15 protein-coding genes are annotated in these 14102 nt (G+C 73.1%); 6 read left to right on the plus strand and 9 right to left on the minus strand.

Annotated elements, in window-relative coordinates; all coding sequences use genetic code 11:
• The first annotated feature begins 146 nt into the window (after positions 1-146).
• The 3 genes from AC07AW_RS09045 to AC07AW_RS09055 all read left to right on the plus strand — a co-directional run bounded on the left by AC07AW_RS09045 (position 147) and on the right by AC07AW_RS09055 (position 2181).
• Positions 147-1184, plus strand: coding sequence for a hypothetical protein (locus AC07AW_RS09045; protein WP_478814784.1), 1038 nt, complete (start codon positions 147-149; stop codon positions 1182-1184).
• Between the two features lie 50 nt (positions 1185-1234).
• Positions 1235-1678, plus strand: coding sequence for a group III truncated hemoglobin (locus AC07AW_RS09050; RefSeq protein WP_478814785.1), 444 nt, complete (start codon positions 1235-1237; stop codon positions 1676-1678).
• Between the two features lie 89 nt (positions 1679-1767).
• Positions 1768-2181, plus strand: coding sequence for a VOC family protein (locus AC07AW_RS09055; RefSeq protein ID WP_478814786.1), 414 nt, complete (start codon positions 1768-1770; stop codon positions 2179-2181).
• A gap of 16 nt (positions 2182-2197) precedes the next feature.
• On the opposite strand, the gene AC07AW_RS09060 is transcribed toward AC07AW_RS09055, so the two are convergent.
• The 5 genes from AC07AW_RS09060 to AC07AW_RS09080 form a co-directional block, all read right to left on the minus strand.
• Positions 2198-2962 (minus strand): SDR family NAD(P)-dependent oxidoreductase, encoded by a 765-nt coding sequence (locus AC07AW_RS09060; RefSeq protein ID WP_478814787.1) that lies wholly within the window; start codon positions 2960-2962, stop codon positions 2198-2200.
• Between the two features lie 85 nt (positions 2963-3047).
• Positions 3048-3632: a TetR/AcrR family transcriptional regulator gene (locus AC07AW_RS09065; RefSeq protein WP_478814788.1), complete on the minus strand. Its 585-nt coding sequence runs from the start codon at positions 3630-3632 to the stop codon at positions 3048-3050.
• A gap of 37 nt (positions 3633-3669) precedes the next feature.
• Positions 3670-4017: a nitrite reductase small subunit NirD gene (gene nirD, locus AC07AW_RS09070; RefSeq protein ID WP_478814789.1), complete on the minus strand. Its 348-nt coding sequence runs from the start codon at positions 4015-4017 to the stop codon at positions 3670-3672.
• The gene (nirB, locus tag AC07AW_RS09075) at positions 4014-6533 is read right to left on the minus strand and encodes a nitrite reductase large subunit NirB (RefSeq protein WP_478814790.1); all 2520 of its coding nucleotides are present in this window, start codon (positions 6531-6533) and stop codon (positions 4014-4016) included. Before nirB ends, nirD begins: the two co-directional genes overlap by 4 nt.
• Positions 6530-7732 (minus strand): NAD(P)/FAD-dependent oxidoreductase, encoded by a 1203-nt coding sequence (locus tag AC07AW_RS09080; protein WP_478814791.1) that lies wholly within the window; start codon positions 7730-7732, stop codon positions 6530-6532. The genes nirB and AC07AW_RS09080 overlap by 4 nt, the downstream gene beginning before the upstream one ends.
• A 275-nt stretch (positions 7733-8007) precedes the next feature.
• Between AC07AW_RS09080 and AC07AW_RS09085 the strand changes: the two genes are divergently transcribed.
• The 3 genes from AC07AW_RS09085 to AC07AW_RS09095 are packed head-to-tail and all read left to right on the plus strand — an operon-like array spanning position 8008 to position 10316.
• Complete coding sequence (locus tag AC07AW_RS09085; protein ID WP_478815315.1) at positions 8008-9315, plus strand: ferredoxin reductase family protein; 1308 nt, start codon at positions 8008-8010, stop codon at positions 9313-9315.
• Entirely contained in the window at positions 9308-9493 is a 186-nt protein-coding gene (locus tag AC07AW_RS09090) for a hypothetical protein (protein ID WP_392154133.1), read from the plus strand. Before AC07AW_RS09085 ends, AC07AW_RS09090 begins: the two co-directional genes overlap by 8 nt.
• 37 nt (positions 9494-9530) lie before the next feature.
• Entirely contained in the window at positions 9531-10316 is a 786-nt protein-coding gene (locus tag AC07AW_RS09095) for a sulfite exporter TauE/SafE family protein (protein ID WP_478814792.1), read from the plus strand.
• 138 nt (positions 10317-10454) lie between these two features.
• Here the strand turns inward: AC07AW_RS09095 and AC07AW_RS09100 are convergent, their stop codons facing one another.
• The 4 genes from AC07AW_RS09100 to AC07AW_RS09115 form a co-directional block, all read right to left on the minus strand.
• On the minus strand, positions 10455-11039 hold the full coding sequence (locus AC07AW_RS09100; protein ID WP_478815316.1) for a class F sortase: 585 nt from the start codon (positions 11037-11039) through the stop codon (positions 10455-10457).
• 130 nt (positions 11040-11169) lie between these two features.
• Positions 11170-11727 carry a hypothetical protein gene (locus AC07AW_RS09105; protein WP_478814793.1) on the minus strand — a complete coding sequence of 186 codons (558 nt, stop codon included), beginning with the start codon at positions 11725-11727 and terminating at the stop codon, positions 11170-11172.
• 246 nt (positions 11728-11973) lie between these two features.
• Positions 11974-12381 carry a hypothetical protein gene (locus AC07AW_RS09110; protein ID WP_478814794.1) on the minus strand — a complete coding sequence of 136 codons (408 nt, stop codon included), beginning with the start codon at positions 12379-12381 and terminating at the stop codon, positions 11974-11976.
• Positions 12378-14084, minus strand: coding sequence for a right-handed parallel beta-helix repeat-containing protein (locus tag AC07AW_RS09115; RefSeq protein WP_478814795.1), 1707 nt, complete (start codon positions 14082-14084; stop codon positions 12378-12380). The genes AC07AW_RS09110 and AC07AW_RS09115 overlap by 4 nt, the downstream gene beginning before the upstream one ends.
• Between the last annotated feature and the right edge of the window lie 18 nt (positions 14085-14102).

The raw sequence follows: 14102 nt of genomic DNA on the forward strand, positions 1-14102 counted from the left end.
GAGAAGGGTGGTGCCTGCCCCGCCGCACCGGTCGGCGACGGGGTCGCGCGCTTCCGGAACCTAGGAGTGCGGAGTTGACTGGGCATCAACGAGCGGTGAAGCGGAGGCGGGGGCTCGCTGTCGGTGCGGGGCGCTAGGTTCCCGCCATGTCGATTCACGCACGTCTGCTCGGTTCCGTACGGCTGCCCGGGGCCGGCGCCCTCGTCCACGGCGATGTCTACGAGAGCCGCCGGGGCGGCAGCCGCCGCGCCCTGCTCCTCCACGGCGACGACCTGGAGGTCCACGACCTGGAGGACCTGTTCGCCGGGGAGCGGGCGCCCGCGGCCGTCTTCCCGATGCCGTGGCCGGGCTGGGGCCGGGGCGGCGCCTCGGTGAGCCCCGACGGCACCTTCGCGGTCTTCTCCGGGCAGCGGGCGGTACGGGCCGTCGGCAGGGACGGCACGACCCGGTGGGAGTACCGGCACGCCTGCTGGGGCCCCGTGCTCGACCACGAGCACACCGGGGACGAGCAGCAGCTCTGCGAGGGGTACGAGCACGGCTCGGTCCGGGTCTCCGACGACGGGCGGTTCGTCTGGGCGCACGTCATGGGGGAGGAGTACGAGGAGATGTGGGCCGTCCTGGACGCCCGCGACGGCCGGGAGCTCGCCCGGCTGCCCCTCGACGACAGCGCGGCCGCCGGATCCCACCACCTCGCCCACCCCGACGGCGTCCACATGGGGCTCTGCATCGGCATGGGCCAGGACGGCATCCTGCTGTACTGGGCGCGCTGGGACGGCGAGCGGACGACCGTGTGGGACCTCAACGAGACGCTCGACCGGATCCTCCTGGACGCCCACGCGGCCCACGAGGGCTTCCTGACCGTCGAGCACTACGGGGCGGACCTGCGGCTGCACGCCCTGGACGGCGCGGTCCTGGCCGAGCGGGAGCAGGACGAGGAGGCCGAGCTCGCCTGGGACTACGCGGCCGGCTTCGTCGACGGCGACACCGTCATCGCGACCACCGGCATCGAGTACGAGGACGAGGAGGGCCCCCGCCACTGGCTCCTGACCGCCCGCACCCTGGAGGTACGCGGCTCCGTCACGTACCCCTGCGGCCCCGTCGACAGCCTCGTCCGCCCCCTCGGGGACGGCAGCTGGCTCACATACGACGAGAAGACCGAGACGCTCAGCCGCTGGACGGTCTGAGGGACCTTCGGCACTGGGGCCCGGCCACGGCGCGGGGGACACTGGGGAGCATGCGTGAGACCCCCGACATCGGCGACCGCCACGACCTCGACGTGCTGCTGCGGCGCTTCTACGGCGCCGCCTTCGCCGACCCGCTGATCGGGCCCTTCTTCACCGAGATCGCCGGGACCGACCTGGAGGTCCATCTGCCGCGCATCGCCGACTTCTGGGAGCGCGCCCTCTTCCGTACCGCCGACTACGGCCGCGACGCCTTCGCCCCGCACGCCGCCCTCCACGCCGCCCGGCCGCTCACCGCCGCGCACTTCGGCCGCTGGGTGCAGCTCTGGCACGCGAGCGTCGACGGACTCCACAGCGGGCCGCGGGCCGAGCGGGCCAAGGCGCAGGGGGAGCGGATCGCCCTCGCCCTGCTGAAGCGGCTGGGCGGCGGGTCGACGGAGGGCACGGGCGGCGGGTTCGTCCCGCTGGCGGCCCTCGAACTGCGTTCCGTGGCCTGAGCGAAAAGAATCCTCGGGAGAGCGATGAGTTCCGAGGGGCAGGCCCGTCTTACCTCTCGACAGCACCGCACGACGGAAGAGAGCGCGCCATGGCCCCCCAGATGATCTTCGTGAACCTGCCCGTCAAGGACGTCGACGCCAGCAAGGCCTTCTTCGAGAAGCTCGGCTTCTCCTCGAACCCGCAGTTCAGCGACGAGACCACTGCCTGTGTGGTCATCAGCGACACGATCTTCGCGATGCTCCTCGAAGAGCCCAAGTTCCAGTCCTTCATGGCGCCCGGCAAGGAGATCTCCGACGCGACCAAGACCACCGAGGTCCTGGTCACGCTGAGCGCCGAGAGCCGGGAGAAGTGCGACCAGCTGGCCGACCGCGCCCTCGCCGCCGGCGGCAGCCCGGCGAAGGAGCCGCTGGAGATGGACTTCATGTACGGCCGCTCCTTCACCGACCTGGACGGCCACCACTGGGAGGTCTTCTGGATGGACCCGGCGGCCGTCCAGGGCTGAGTGCCCCTCCGAAGGCTCAGGCCGAGACGCCGCCGTCGATCACCAGGTCCGTGCCGACGGCGGAGCCCGCGTCGTCCGACGCGAGGTACAGCACCGCCGCCGCCACCTCGGCCGCCGACGCGATGCGGCCGAGGGGCGACTGCTCCTTCATCCGGACCTCCCGCTCGGCCTCCGTCTCGCCGGGCTGGAGCGACATCGTGGACTCCGCCGCGCCGGGGCTGACCGCGTTGATCCGGACCCCGTCGCCGATGTGGTCCAGGGCCGCGGCCCGGGTGATCGCCGAGACCGCCGCCTTGGAGACCTGGTAGCCGAAGACCCCGGGGATCCGGACGTGCGGACCCAGGTTGGACGCGATGTTCACGATGGCCCCGCCGCCGTTCGCCCGCATGTGGGCGACCTCGGCCTGCAGGGCGTGCAGCACCCCCGTGACGTTGATGTCGAGCAGCGCGTGCCAGTCCTCCAGGGGGAGGTCGGCGGCGCTGTGGCCGCCGCCCCGGAAGACCCCCGCGTTGTTCACGGCCACGTCCAGGCCGCCGTAGAGCTCGACCGCGCGCCGGACCAGCTCCCGGGTGGACTCGGCGCTCGACACGTCGGCGGTCACCGCGGCGGCGGTGCCCCCGGCGGCCTCGATCAGGGCGACCGTCCCGCCGAGGGGCTCCGCCGTACGGCCGGCGACGACGACCTTCGCGCCCTCGGCGGCGAAGGCGAGCGCGATGGCGCGGCCGAGACCGGAACCGGCGCCGGTGACGAGGACGGTGCGGTCGGTGAAGCGTGCGGACATGAGGGCTCCTTGTCGAGTGGTGAACTTGACCGTACGTTCCAGAATGAGGGTCGAAGAAAGGGCGCCCCCCGTGGGCGCCCGTTCCTCACTTCAGCAGTGCCAGTGCCTGCTCCGCCGCGTCCGTGACCCGGCCCGGCTCGCTCGACACCTTGCCGACCACCCGGATCCCCTGGAGCAGGACGAGCAGCATCCGGGCCAGGGCGCGCGGATCCCGGTCGGCCGGGAGCTCGCCCCCGGCGCGGGCCCGGGTGAGCGCCCCGTACAGCAGCGTCTCGATCTGCTCCCAGCTCAGCTCGACCCGCCGCGCGACCATCGCGTCGTGCGGGCCCAGCTCCGCGGCCGAGTTGGTGACGAAGCAGCCGTTCAGGCGCTCCCCGTCCGCCGCCGCCTCGGCGGCGAAGCGGCGGACCAGGGCCCGCACGGCCGGCAGGGCCGGGCCCGGCGCGGACAGCTCCTCGACGATCCGCGGGTCGCGGGTCTCCAGGTAGCGGTCCATCGCCTTCAGGTACAGCTCGTGCTTGTTGCCGAAGGTCGCGTAGATGCTGGCGCGGCCGATGCCGAGGCGCTCCACGAGGTCGGACATCGTCGTCGCCTCGTAGCCGCGCGCCCAGAACAGTTCGAGCGCTGCCTGGAGCGCGGCCTCCGGATCGAATTCCTTGGTCCTGGCCACGCGAAGACCGTACGGCTGTCTGGAACGCTCGGTCAAGTTACTTCGTGCGCACCGGATACACCGCCACCGTGACCTCGTCGTCGTCCAGGCACCGGCCCGTCTCCAGGTCGAAACGCTGCTTCAGGAGCGGCGAGGCCACGAACGGCCGCCCGCCCGCCGAGCCGACGAGCCCCCGGGACAGCACCTGCGCCCCCGTGAACGGATCGCGGTTGTCGATCGCGTACGTCCGGCCCGAGCGGTCCCGGAAGACCGCCACCTGCCGGCCGTCCGGCAGCAGCGCCGCCACGCCACGGCCGGGCGTCAGCCGGGCCTCCTCGCACACCGCCATCCAGGAGTCGGGGGACAGAGACAGTTCGAGCGTCGCCGTCGTGGTCGTCGTCGTCATCGGGAGGTGGCCCCTTCCAGCGTTCCGATCGTGAGAATCGTGAGGTCCGGCTTGATCTGGTCGCGCTCCGGCACGAACCGGACCGACGGGTCCGGCGCTCCCGGCGCGTTCACGAAAGAGACGAAGCGCCGCAGCCGCTCCGGGTCGTCCAGGGTCTCGGCCCACTCGTCCCGGTAGTCGGCGACGTGCGCGGCCATCAGCGCCTCCAGCTCGTCGCAGAGCCCGAGCGAGTCGTGCACCACCACGTCCTTGAGGTGGTCGAGCCCGCCCTCCAGGCGCTCCAGCCAGGTCGACGTCCGCTCCAGGCGGTCCGCCGTCCGGATGTAGAACATCAGGAACCGGTCGATCAGCCGCACCAGTTCGGCGTCCGAGAGGTCCTGCGCGAGGAGGTCCGCGTGGCGCGGGGTCGCGCCGCCGTTCCCGCCGACGTACAGGTTCCAGCCGTTCGCCGTCGCGATGATCCCGAAGTCCTTCGACTGGGCCTCCGCGCACTCGCGGGCGCAGCCCGAGACCGCCGACTTCAGCTTGTGCGGGGCGCGCAGGCCCCGGTAGCGCAGCTCCAGCTGGATCGCCATCCTCACCGAGTCCTGGACGCCGTAGCGGCACCAGGTCTGCCCGACGCAGGACTTCACCGTGCGCAGCGCCTTGCCGTACGCGTGCCCGGACTCGAAGCCCGCGTCGACCAACCGCGTCCAGATCGAGGGCAGCTGGTCCACCCGGGCGCCGAAGAGGTCGATCCGCTGGCCGCCGGTGATCTTCGTGTAGAGCCCGAAGTCCCGCGCCACCTCGCCGATCACGATCAGCTTGTCCGGGGTGATCTCACCGCCGGGGATGCGTGGCACCACCGAATAGGAGCCGTTGCGCTGCATGTTGGCGAGGAAGTGGTCGTTGGTGTCCTGGAGGGAGGCCTGCTCGCCGTCCAGGATGTACCCGTTGTTGAGGGACGCCAGGATGGAGCCGACGGTCGGCTTGCAGACCTCGCAGCCCTCGCCGCCCCGCGCCTCCTCCCGGCCGTGCGAGTCGAGCAGGGCGGCGAAGGAGGTCAGCTGCAGGGTGCGGGCGATCTCGTACAGCTCGCTCCGGGTGTACGAGAAGCAGCCGCAGAGCCCCTTGTCGGTGGCGGCCGGCAGCAGCTTCTCGATCACCTTCACGCAACTGCCGCAGCCCGTACCGGCCTTGGTGCACCTCTTCACCTCGGGGAGGCTCGTGCACTGACCGATCGCGTGCTTCGTCACGTTGTGGCAGGAGCAGATCACCGCGTCGTCCGGCAGCGCCGAGGGGCCGAGCGCGACCGGGGCGCCCGCGCCCGCCGGAAGCACCAGCTGCTCGGGGGAGACCGGCGGCACGGAACCGGTGAGCGGACGAAGCAGCCCGTACTGCTCGGCGTCGCCGACCAGGACGCCGCCGAGCAGCACCCCGTCGCCGGAGATCACCAGCTTCTTGTAGACGCCCGAGCGGGAGTCGGAGTACACGACGTCGAGGCAGCCCTCGGCCGTGCCGTGCGCGTCGCCGAAGGAGGCCACGTCCACACCGAGCAGCTTCAGCTTGGTCGACATGTCGGCGCCGGTGAAGCCGCCCCCGGCCTCCTCCTCGGCGATCGCCGCCGCCGCCGTCTGCGCCATCTCGTAGCCCGGCGCGACCAGGCCGTACACCCGGCCGTCCGAGGCCAGCGCACACTCGCCGATCGCGAAGACCGCCGGGTCGGACGTACGGCACAGCGCGTCGACCGCGATGCCGCCGCGCTCGCCGACGTCCAGGCCGCAGTCGCGGGCCAGCTGGTCCCGGGGGCGCACACCCGCCGAGAACACGACCATGTCCGTGGCCAGTTCGGAACCGTCCGACAGCTTCATGCCCGTCACGGAGCCGTCCGCCGTCACGACCTCCTGCGTGCCCGTCCCCGTGTGGACGGTCAGCCCCATCCGCTCGATCGTCCGCAGCAGGGCCGCGCCGCCGCCCTCGTCGACCTGCACCGGCATCAGGCGCGGCGCGAACTCCACGACGTGCGTGTCCAGACCGAGGCCCTTGAGCGCGCCCGCCGCCTCCAGGCCGAGCAGACCGCCGCCGACGACCGCGCCGGCCTTCGCCGTCTTCGCGTACTCCTCGATCGCGAGGAGGTCCTCGATCGTGCGGTAGACGAAACAGCCCTTGGCGTCCTTGCCGGGCACGGGAGGCACGAAGGGGTACGAGCCGGTGGCCAGGACGAGCGTGTCGTACGCGACCACCAGGCCCGAGCGGGCGGTGACCGTCCGGGCCTCCCGGTCGATCGTCTCCGCCGGGTCGCCGACGTACAGCTCGATGCCGTGCCTCTCCATGAAGCCGTCCTCGACCATCGACAGGTCGTCGGGCGTCTTCCCGGAGAAGTACGAGGTCAGCTGGACGCGGTCGTAGGCCGGGCGCGGCTCCTCGCAGAGGACCACGATCCTGGCCCGCTCGGTGACGCCACGGTCGGCGAGCGCCTCCAGGAACCGCTGGCCGACCATTCCGTGGCCGACCAGGACGATGGTGGGGGTGGTCATGAGGAGCCTCCGTCGTGGGTGAGCAGGTGGAGCAGGGGGGCCTCGTCGGGCAGGGCCTCGTCGCCCTCCCAGGCCCGGGCGAGCGCGCCGACCGCGGCGAGGTCGCCGAGGAGGACGCCGCCGACGAGCCGGTCACCGCGGACGACGACCTTGCGGTAGGCGGCGCGCGTGGCATCGGTGAGCTGGACGACGTCGTCGCCGGGACGCGCGGTGACCTCACCGAACGCGGCGAGATCGAGGGGCTGCGCGCCGCCGAGCGTGAGACGGGTGAGGGCGCGGGTGCCGGTGTAGCGCGGCGCGGGCGCGGTCGACTCTCCGAGCAGGACGGCCGCCAGGGTGTCCGCCTGGTCCAGTGCCGGGCCCGCCAGGCCGTACACGCGGCCCGCGTGCTCCGCGCAGTCGCCGATCGCGTGGATGTACGGGTCCGAGGTGCGGAGCTCGTCGTCGACGACCACGCCCCTCGCGACGGTCAGGCCCGCCTCCCGGGCCAGGGCCACCCGGGGCCGGACCCCGCACGCCAGGACCACGACCTGCGCGTCGAGGACGAAGCCGTCGGCGAGTTCGACCGCCGTGACCGCCCCGTCCCGCTGCCGCAGGCCGCTGACCCGGCACTCGGTGTGCACCTCGACCCCGAGCGTCTCGACGTGCTCCCGGAGCAGCGCCGAGGCCTGTTCGTCGAGCTGGCGCTCCATCAGGCGCTCGCCCTGCTGCGCCAGGACCACCTCGGCGCCGAGCGCCGCGAGGGCCCGCGCGGCCGAGACGCCGAGGAGCCCGCCGCCGATGACCACGGCCCGCACCCCGGGCCGTACGACGGCGCGCAGCTCCAGGCAGTCGTCGAGCGTGCGGAAGGGGTGGACCCCGGAAGGGAGGGCCGCTCCGCGCGCCCCGCGCAGCGGCGGGAGCACCGGGTTGGAGCCGGTGGCCAGGACCAGCCGGTCGTACGCGACGAGCGAGCCGTCCGCGCACTCCACGGTCCGGGCCGCCCGGTCGATCCGTACCGCCCGGGTCCCGAGCCGTACCGGCTCCCGGGTTCCGGGCAGGGCGATGACCTCGGGGGCGTACCGTCCGGCGAGGACGTCCGCGAGCAGCACCCTGTTGTAGGGGGCGTGCGGTTCCTCGCCGAGGAGGGTGACGGGCAGGCGCTGGGCGAGCCGGGCGCCCGCCGTTCCGCCCCCGACCACCACGATCCGTGTACTCATATGGGAAGGGTGCGGGGCGGGTGTTACCCGTCGGCATCCCGACTGTTTCCCGTACGGAACGCTGATCTCCGTGCGGTGCGGGGAGCGCTGTGAGGCCCGCCGGATTAACGCGCGGTGAGTCTCGCCTCAAGGCCGCCTTAAGCGCGCCGTTTCCGTATACGGGCCGCCCTAGGGTGCCGGACGTGACCACCGAGGCCAGCCACCACCCCCTCTACACCCCTCTGCTCGTGCCGCTGTCGGAGCGGCCGCCGGCCGAGGTCCCGCCCGCTCCCGTCCTGCGGCTCGCCCCCGAGCGGCTGCGGAACGCGATCGCCGCCGGCGCCGGGGCCGTCGCGCTGCTCTGGGGTGTGCAGGCCCGGCCCTCCGCCCGCCTCGACGCGTTCTTCGCGACCGGCGCCCACCTCACCGGCCTCCTCGCCGGGTACGGCGTCCTCGTCCTGCTCCTGCTGATGGCCCGCGTCCCGGCCGTCGAGCACGGCGTCGGCGCCGACCGGCTCGCCCGCTGGCACGCACTGGGCGGCCGGTACGTCCTCGGTCTGATCGGCGCCCACGCCCTCCTCGCCCTCTGCGGTTACGCGGTGCACACCCGCACCGATCTCGTCACCGCCACTGGCGACCTCCTCGCGTACGGGGCGATCGCCGCCGCCACCGCCGGCACCGGCCTCCTCGTCGCCGTCGGCGTCACCTCCGCCCGGGCCGTCCGCCGCCGGATCCGGCACGAGACCTGGCGGGCGGTCCACCTCGGCGCCCTCCTCGCCGCCGCGCTCGGCTTCGTCCACCAGCTCGCGGGCCCCGATCTCGCCGGCGGTCTCCTCACCCGCTGGCTCTGGTCGATGGCCCACGGCACCGTCGCCGTCCTCCTCGTCTGGTACCGGATCGTCGTCCCCGTCCGCGCCGCCCTCCGCCACGAGCTGCGGGTCGCCGAGGTCCGCGACGAGGGCCCCGGGGTCGTCTCGGTCCTCGTCCGGGGCAGGGGAGTGGCGCTGCTGCGCGCCGAGCCCGGCCAGTTCTTCCGCTGGCGCTTCCTGCGGCGCGGGCTCTGGTCCACCGCCCTGCCGTTCTCGCTCTCCGCGCCCGTCCGCGACGACACCCTGCGGATCACCGTGAAGGCGCTCGGCGACCACACCCGCCGCATCCGCCGGCTCCGCCCCGGCACCCGCGTCCTCGCCTCCGGCCCCTTCGGCGCGCTCACCGCCCACCGCCGCACCCGCCGCAAGGTCCTGCTGCTCGCCGGCGGGGTCGGCATCACCCCGCTGCGCGCCCTCTTCGAGACCCTGCCCGGCGGGCCCGGCGACGTGACCCTCCTCTACCGGGCCTCGGACGCGGCCGGTCTCGTCCTGCGCGCCGAGCTGGAGGGCATCGCCCGGGAGCGGCAGGCCGCCCTGCACTTCCTGCTCGGCCCCTCGGACGGTGCCTTCGACCCGCTCGCGCCCCGCGCGCTGCGGCACCTCGTGCCCGAACTCGCCGCCCACGACGTGTACCTGTGCGGACCGCCCGCGATGGCCCGCGCCGCGACCGCCTCCCTGCTCAGGGCCGGGGTGCCGGCCTCCCGTATCCACAGCGAGGACTTCGACCATGCCTAGACACCGAGCGCCACGCCCCACGGAGCTCGCCCGGCGGCGGCTCGCGGCCGCGCTCCTCGGCACCGGGGCGCTCGCCGCGACCCTGCTCACCGCCGTCGTCACCCCGGCGGCCCCGCCCGCGCCCGACCGGGAACCGGGCGCCGCAAGCTCAGACGTAGCTCAACGATCAGCCGATTGATGGACGGGGCAACGATCTTCTCCCTAGGCTCACGGCCATGCCCGAGATCTCGCTGACCGCCCTCGTACTGCTCTGCCTCGCCGCGCTCGTGGCGGGCTGGATCGACGCCGTGGTGGGCGGTGGCGGGCTGCTCCTGCTGCCCGCCCTGCTGCTCGGGCTGCCGCACGTCGCGGCCGCGCAGATCCTCGGCACCAACAAGGCCGTCGCCATCGTGGGCACCACCGGGGCCGCCGTCACCTATGTCCGCAAGGCGCCCGTGCAGGTGTGGACGGCGGTACGGATCGGGCTCGCGGCCCTCGCCGGGTCCATGGGCGGCGCGTTCTTCGCGGCCGGGATCAGCAGCGACGTGCTGCGCCCGGTGATCATGGTGGTCCTGCTCGCGGTCGCCGCCTTCGTGATGCTGCGGCCCTCCTTCGGCGCGAAGGCCGAGGGGGAGGAGCGGGCGCCGCTGACCCGGGCGCGGATCGTGACCGCGATCGTGGTCGTCGGCGGAGGCATCGGCTTCTACGACGGCCTGTTCGGGCCGGGCACCGGCACCTTCCTGGTCCTCGCGCTGACCGCCGTGCTCCGCCTCGACCTGGTGACCGCCTCCGCCACCGCCAAGATCGTCAACGTCTGCACCAACGCGGGCGCCCTCGCCATGTTCGCCTACCAGGGCAGCGTCTACTGGCAGCTCGCGGCCGTCATGGCCGTCTTCAACCTGGTGGGCGGGACCGTCGGGGCCCGGATGGCGCTGAGCAAGGGCGCCGAGTTCGTCCGCGGGGTGCTGCTCGTCGTGGTGCTCTCGCTGGTCGCGAAACTCGCCTTCGACCAGTGGAGTTGAGCGCCGCTCCCCGTTCGGGTGATCAACGCCACGGTGCGGGTGGACTTCCGGCAGGACAGCGACGGGCTCCTCTTCGGGACGGTGAGCTCGGGGAACACCGTGGGAACGCGACGACGGGCGGGCGGCGGTGCGGGGCGGTCAGCGGACCCCGATGAGGTGGCCGAAGGCGACCACGTTCCCCTGGTAGCCGTTCTTCTTCGAGAAGCCGCCCCCGCAGGTGATCACCCGGATCTCGGCCCGGTCGGCCTCGGCGTACACCTTCTTGTCCGGGAAGTTCTTGTTGTCGTACACCTCGATCGCGTCGACCGTGAAGACGGCGGTCCTCCCGTCCTCCCGGTCCACCTCGATCCGGTGGCCCTTCTTCAGCGCGCCCAGCGTGTAGAAGACGGCGGGTCCCTCGGCGTTGTCGACATGACCGGCGACGATCGCGGTGCCCTTGGCGCCGGGCGTCGTGCCGTCCCCGTACCAGCCGGCCATGTTCCGGTTCGCGGCGGGCGGCACGTCGAGCGCGCCGTTCTCCGCGAGCCCGAGCCGCATCATCGGGGCGTCCACGTCGGTCTCGGGGATCCGCAGCCGGACCGGCGCCGAGGGCGGCAGCGGGTCGGCGGCGGCGTCGGTGTGCACGCTCGGCCCGGCGGCGAAGGCCTGCGCGGCCGACGGCACGGGCGGAGTGACGTTCTCCGAGCCGTTCTGGACGAGCCAGAGTCCGGCGCAGGCGGCCATGGCTATGCCCCAGCCCTTGGTCCTGTTGCTCACCTGGGTTCCCTCGGTCGACTCGGTCGCTTCGTGGATGTGGCCCTGCCCCCGCCGGGCCGTGTTCGGGCGCGCGGCGGGGGCAGGACGGGCGGTGGTCTCAGTGGCCCTGCGCGCCGCTCGCCCGGCGACGCAGGAGCACGACCCCGCCGACGGCAGCCGCGGCCAGCACCGCCGCACCTGCCGTGACCTGGGCGGTGTCGGGGCCGACGCTGCCCCCGACACCGGTCTGGACGTGGCCGCTGGGACTCCGGTGCTTGACCCACAGGTCGCCCCGGGCGGTCTTGCCGTTGTCGCAGGCCACGCTGATCCAGTAGGAGCCGGCCTTGACGTGCTCCGGCACCCTGAACTGTCCGACCACGACCTCCTTGTGCGTGCTCGGGCTCAGCGGGAACTCGCCCGCGCCGAGCGAGTTCGCGTCCCCGACGCCGTGGCCGTGCTTGCCGCAGGCGAGCGTGTTCACGGTGACGGTCTCGCCCGGGGACGCGGACGACGGGAAGATCTCCAGCGACTCGTGGTTCCCGCTGTTCCCGCTCGACTCGTGGCTCTCGCTGTTCCACTCCTGGTTGTCGTTCGCGTACGCCGCGGGGGCGCCGAACGCCCCGATCGCGAGGACCGCCAGCGCGGTACCGGTGAACAGGCGGGCAGTGGTGCGCATGGGGGTCCTCCGGGGCGCGCGAGCGGTCATGCCGGCTGGTCCTGCCGGGAGGGACATCCCGGAGCCGGACCTTCTAAGACCGAGATAAGAGCCGCGCCGCGCGCCCCGCCTGCTGATGGGGCATCAGGATTGGTCCGTTCGATACGGTGTGTCGGCTGGATTCCGTACGTTTCCGCAGGTCGGAGGGGTTACGGGGAGTCAGCTGACGGTTCGTTCCGAACGGGTGATCACCGATGGGTGCCCGGTCTATCCGATCCCGGTCAGCCCGCCGATCGCCGCGACGGCCCACTCCTGCGCCCCTGCCGCCGTCCCGGCCGCGACCCCCGTCGCGACCGGGGCGAGGACGCCCCGCAGGGCGGTGAGCGTACGGCGCAGCCGGCCCGCCTCGACGGGCTCGGGCCCGGTGATCTCCGCCAGGACCTCCTCGGCCGCCTCCTGGGTGGCCAGGCGGTCCGGCTCGGCGAGGCCGGCCCGGGGAAGCTCCCGGAGGAGTTCGTTCACCCGCTCGGCGAGCGTCTCGTACCCCGGTGCGACCGTGCCGTTGCTCTGCTGGTTCTGCGTGACGGTCTCGTTGTTCCAGGCGAACTGGGAGTGCGAGACGGCGCCGTGGAAGACCGGCCCGTTGTCGCGCGGGGTGTTCTGCTGGTCGCTCATCGGGAGGACTCGTCTCCTTCGGTCTGCTGGTGCTGGGTGGCGTGGTCGTTGTTCCAGGCGAACTGGGAACCGTGGACGTCCCCGTGGATCACGGGACCGATCTGGTTGATGACCGTCGGGGTCCGGTCGGTCGTGCGGTCGGTCGTGCGGACGACCGGCAGTGACGTGAGCAGGGAGACGAGCTCGACGCCGCCGTTGTGCAGGACCGCCTTGCCCTGTGTGCCGTTCACGGAGCAGTCCGCGAAGCGCCCGCTGGTCCCCTCGTCGAAGATCGCCCCGGCGACGGCGCAGTCGGTGAACTCGCTCTGCGCGACGTCCAGGTAGGCGGAGTCCTTGCCGGAGATCCCGACTCCTCCGGAGCCGGTGACGGAGAGGTTCCTGGCGAAGAGCCTTCCGTTCCCGATCCCTCCGACCCCGCCGCTGGTCACCGCGCTGACGGTGCAGTCGTAGACGAACAGCTGAGCGTCCTCGGCCACTCCGAAGCCGACCGTTCCACGCTCTGCCGTCACGTGTCTGAGCGTGACCCTGGACTGGCCGCCCGCGGTCACCGCAGGCAGGCTGAAGTCACGAATCGTCGTGTCGGTGAGGTCGGCCGTGGTGCCTCCGTCGCCCTGGGTGTCCAGGCCGGCCTGGCACCGGTCCACCCGGATGCCCTCGAACAAGCCCGCGGAGCCGTCCAGGACCCGCAGCGCGGAGTTCGTCAGGTCCTCGATGCGGACGCGCGTGAAGCGTCCCCTGGCACCGTCGGTGACCGCGATGCCGACGTTCCCTCCCGAGATGTGGCAGTCACGCACCTCGGGCGCCCCGCCCGACGTCGAGAACACCGAGACGTTGCGCGCGTCGAGGACCTCGCAGTCCTCGAACCGGCCCAGGCCCTGTCCCTGGGCGTTGATGCCGGTGTCGCGGCACGCGGCGAACACGCTGCCGCGCACCACCGGACCGGCGCCGCTCTTCGTCACGATCCCGTGCAAGGCATCGCTGACCCGCGTGCGGTCCACGGAGCCCCGGGACTGCTCGATGAACATGATTCCCTCCGCGTGGACGGCGTTGATCGCGCACTCCGTCAAGGTGAGCTCGGCCTGGGTGTCCGCCACGAAGGCCGCGGCCCCCGTGCCGGTCACCTCGCAGCCGGTGACCTCTGCGCGCGCCCCGCTGACTCGAAGGCCGTGGATACGGCTGCCTTCGATCCGGCTGCCCCGGAGGGCCACGTGGGCGCCTTCGGTCACCGCGATCGCGTTGTCGGCGGCGTCGGTGAACCGGCACCGTTCGACCAGACCGGCCGCACCCGTGAAGACCGTGCGGCCGTGCAGGACCACGCTGTCCCGCAGGGTGACGGAGGTGCCCGGCCGGGCGTGGAGGGCGACGCCGCCGTGGGCCCGGATCTCCGTGTGCTCCAGCGTCAGCGTCCCCGCGTGGCAGCCGACGACGTCCGCCTCGCGGCCGACCAGTACGAGCCCCTGGACGTGGACCGGTCCGAAGGCGTCCAGGGCCGCGCCCCGGGCCCGGCCGACCACGACGGAGCCCGGTCCCTCGGCGGCGACGAGGCGCACCTCGCCCCGGACGGTGAGCGTCTCCTCGTACCGCCCGGGCGCGATCTCGATCAGTGCCGCACGGCCCCGCGCGGCCGCCGCGCGGAGCGCCGACGCGATGTCGGGGTGGGCCCGACGGCCCCCGCGCGGCGAGACGACGTACCTCGCGACCATCCCGTTGCTCTCCCCGGT

Source organism: Streptomyces sp. NPDC044003, from assembly GCF_056435185.1.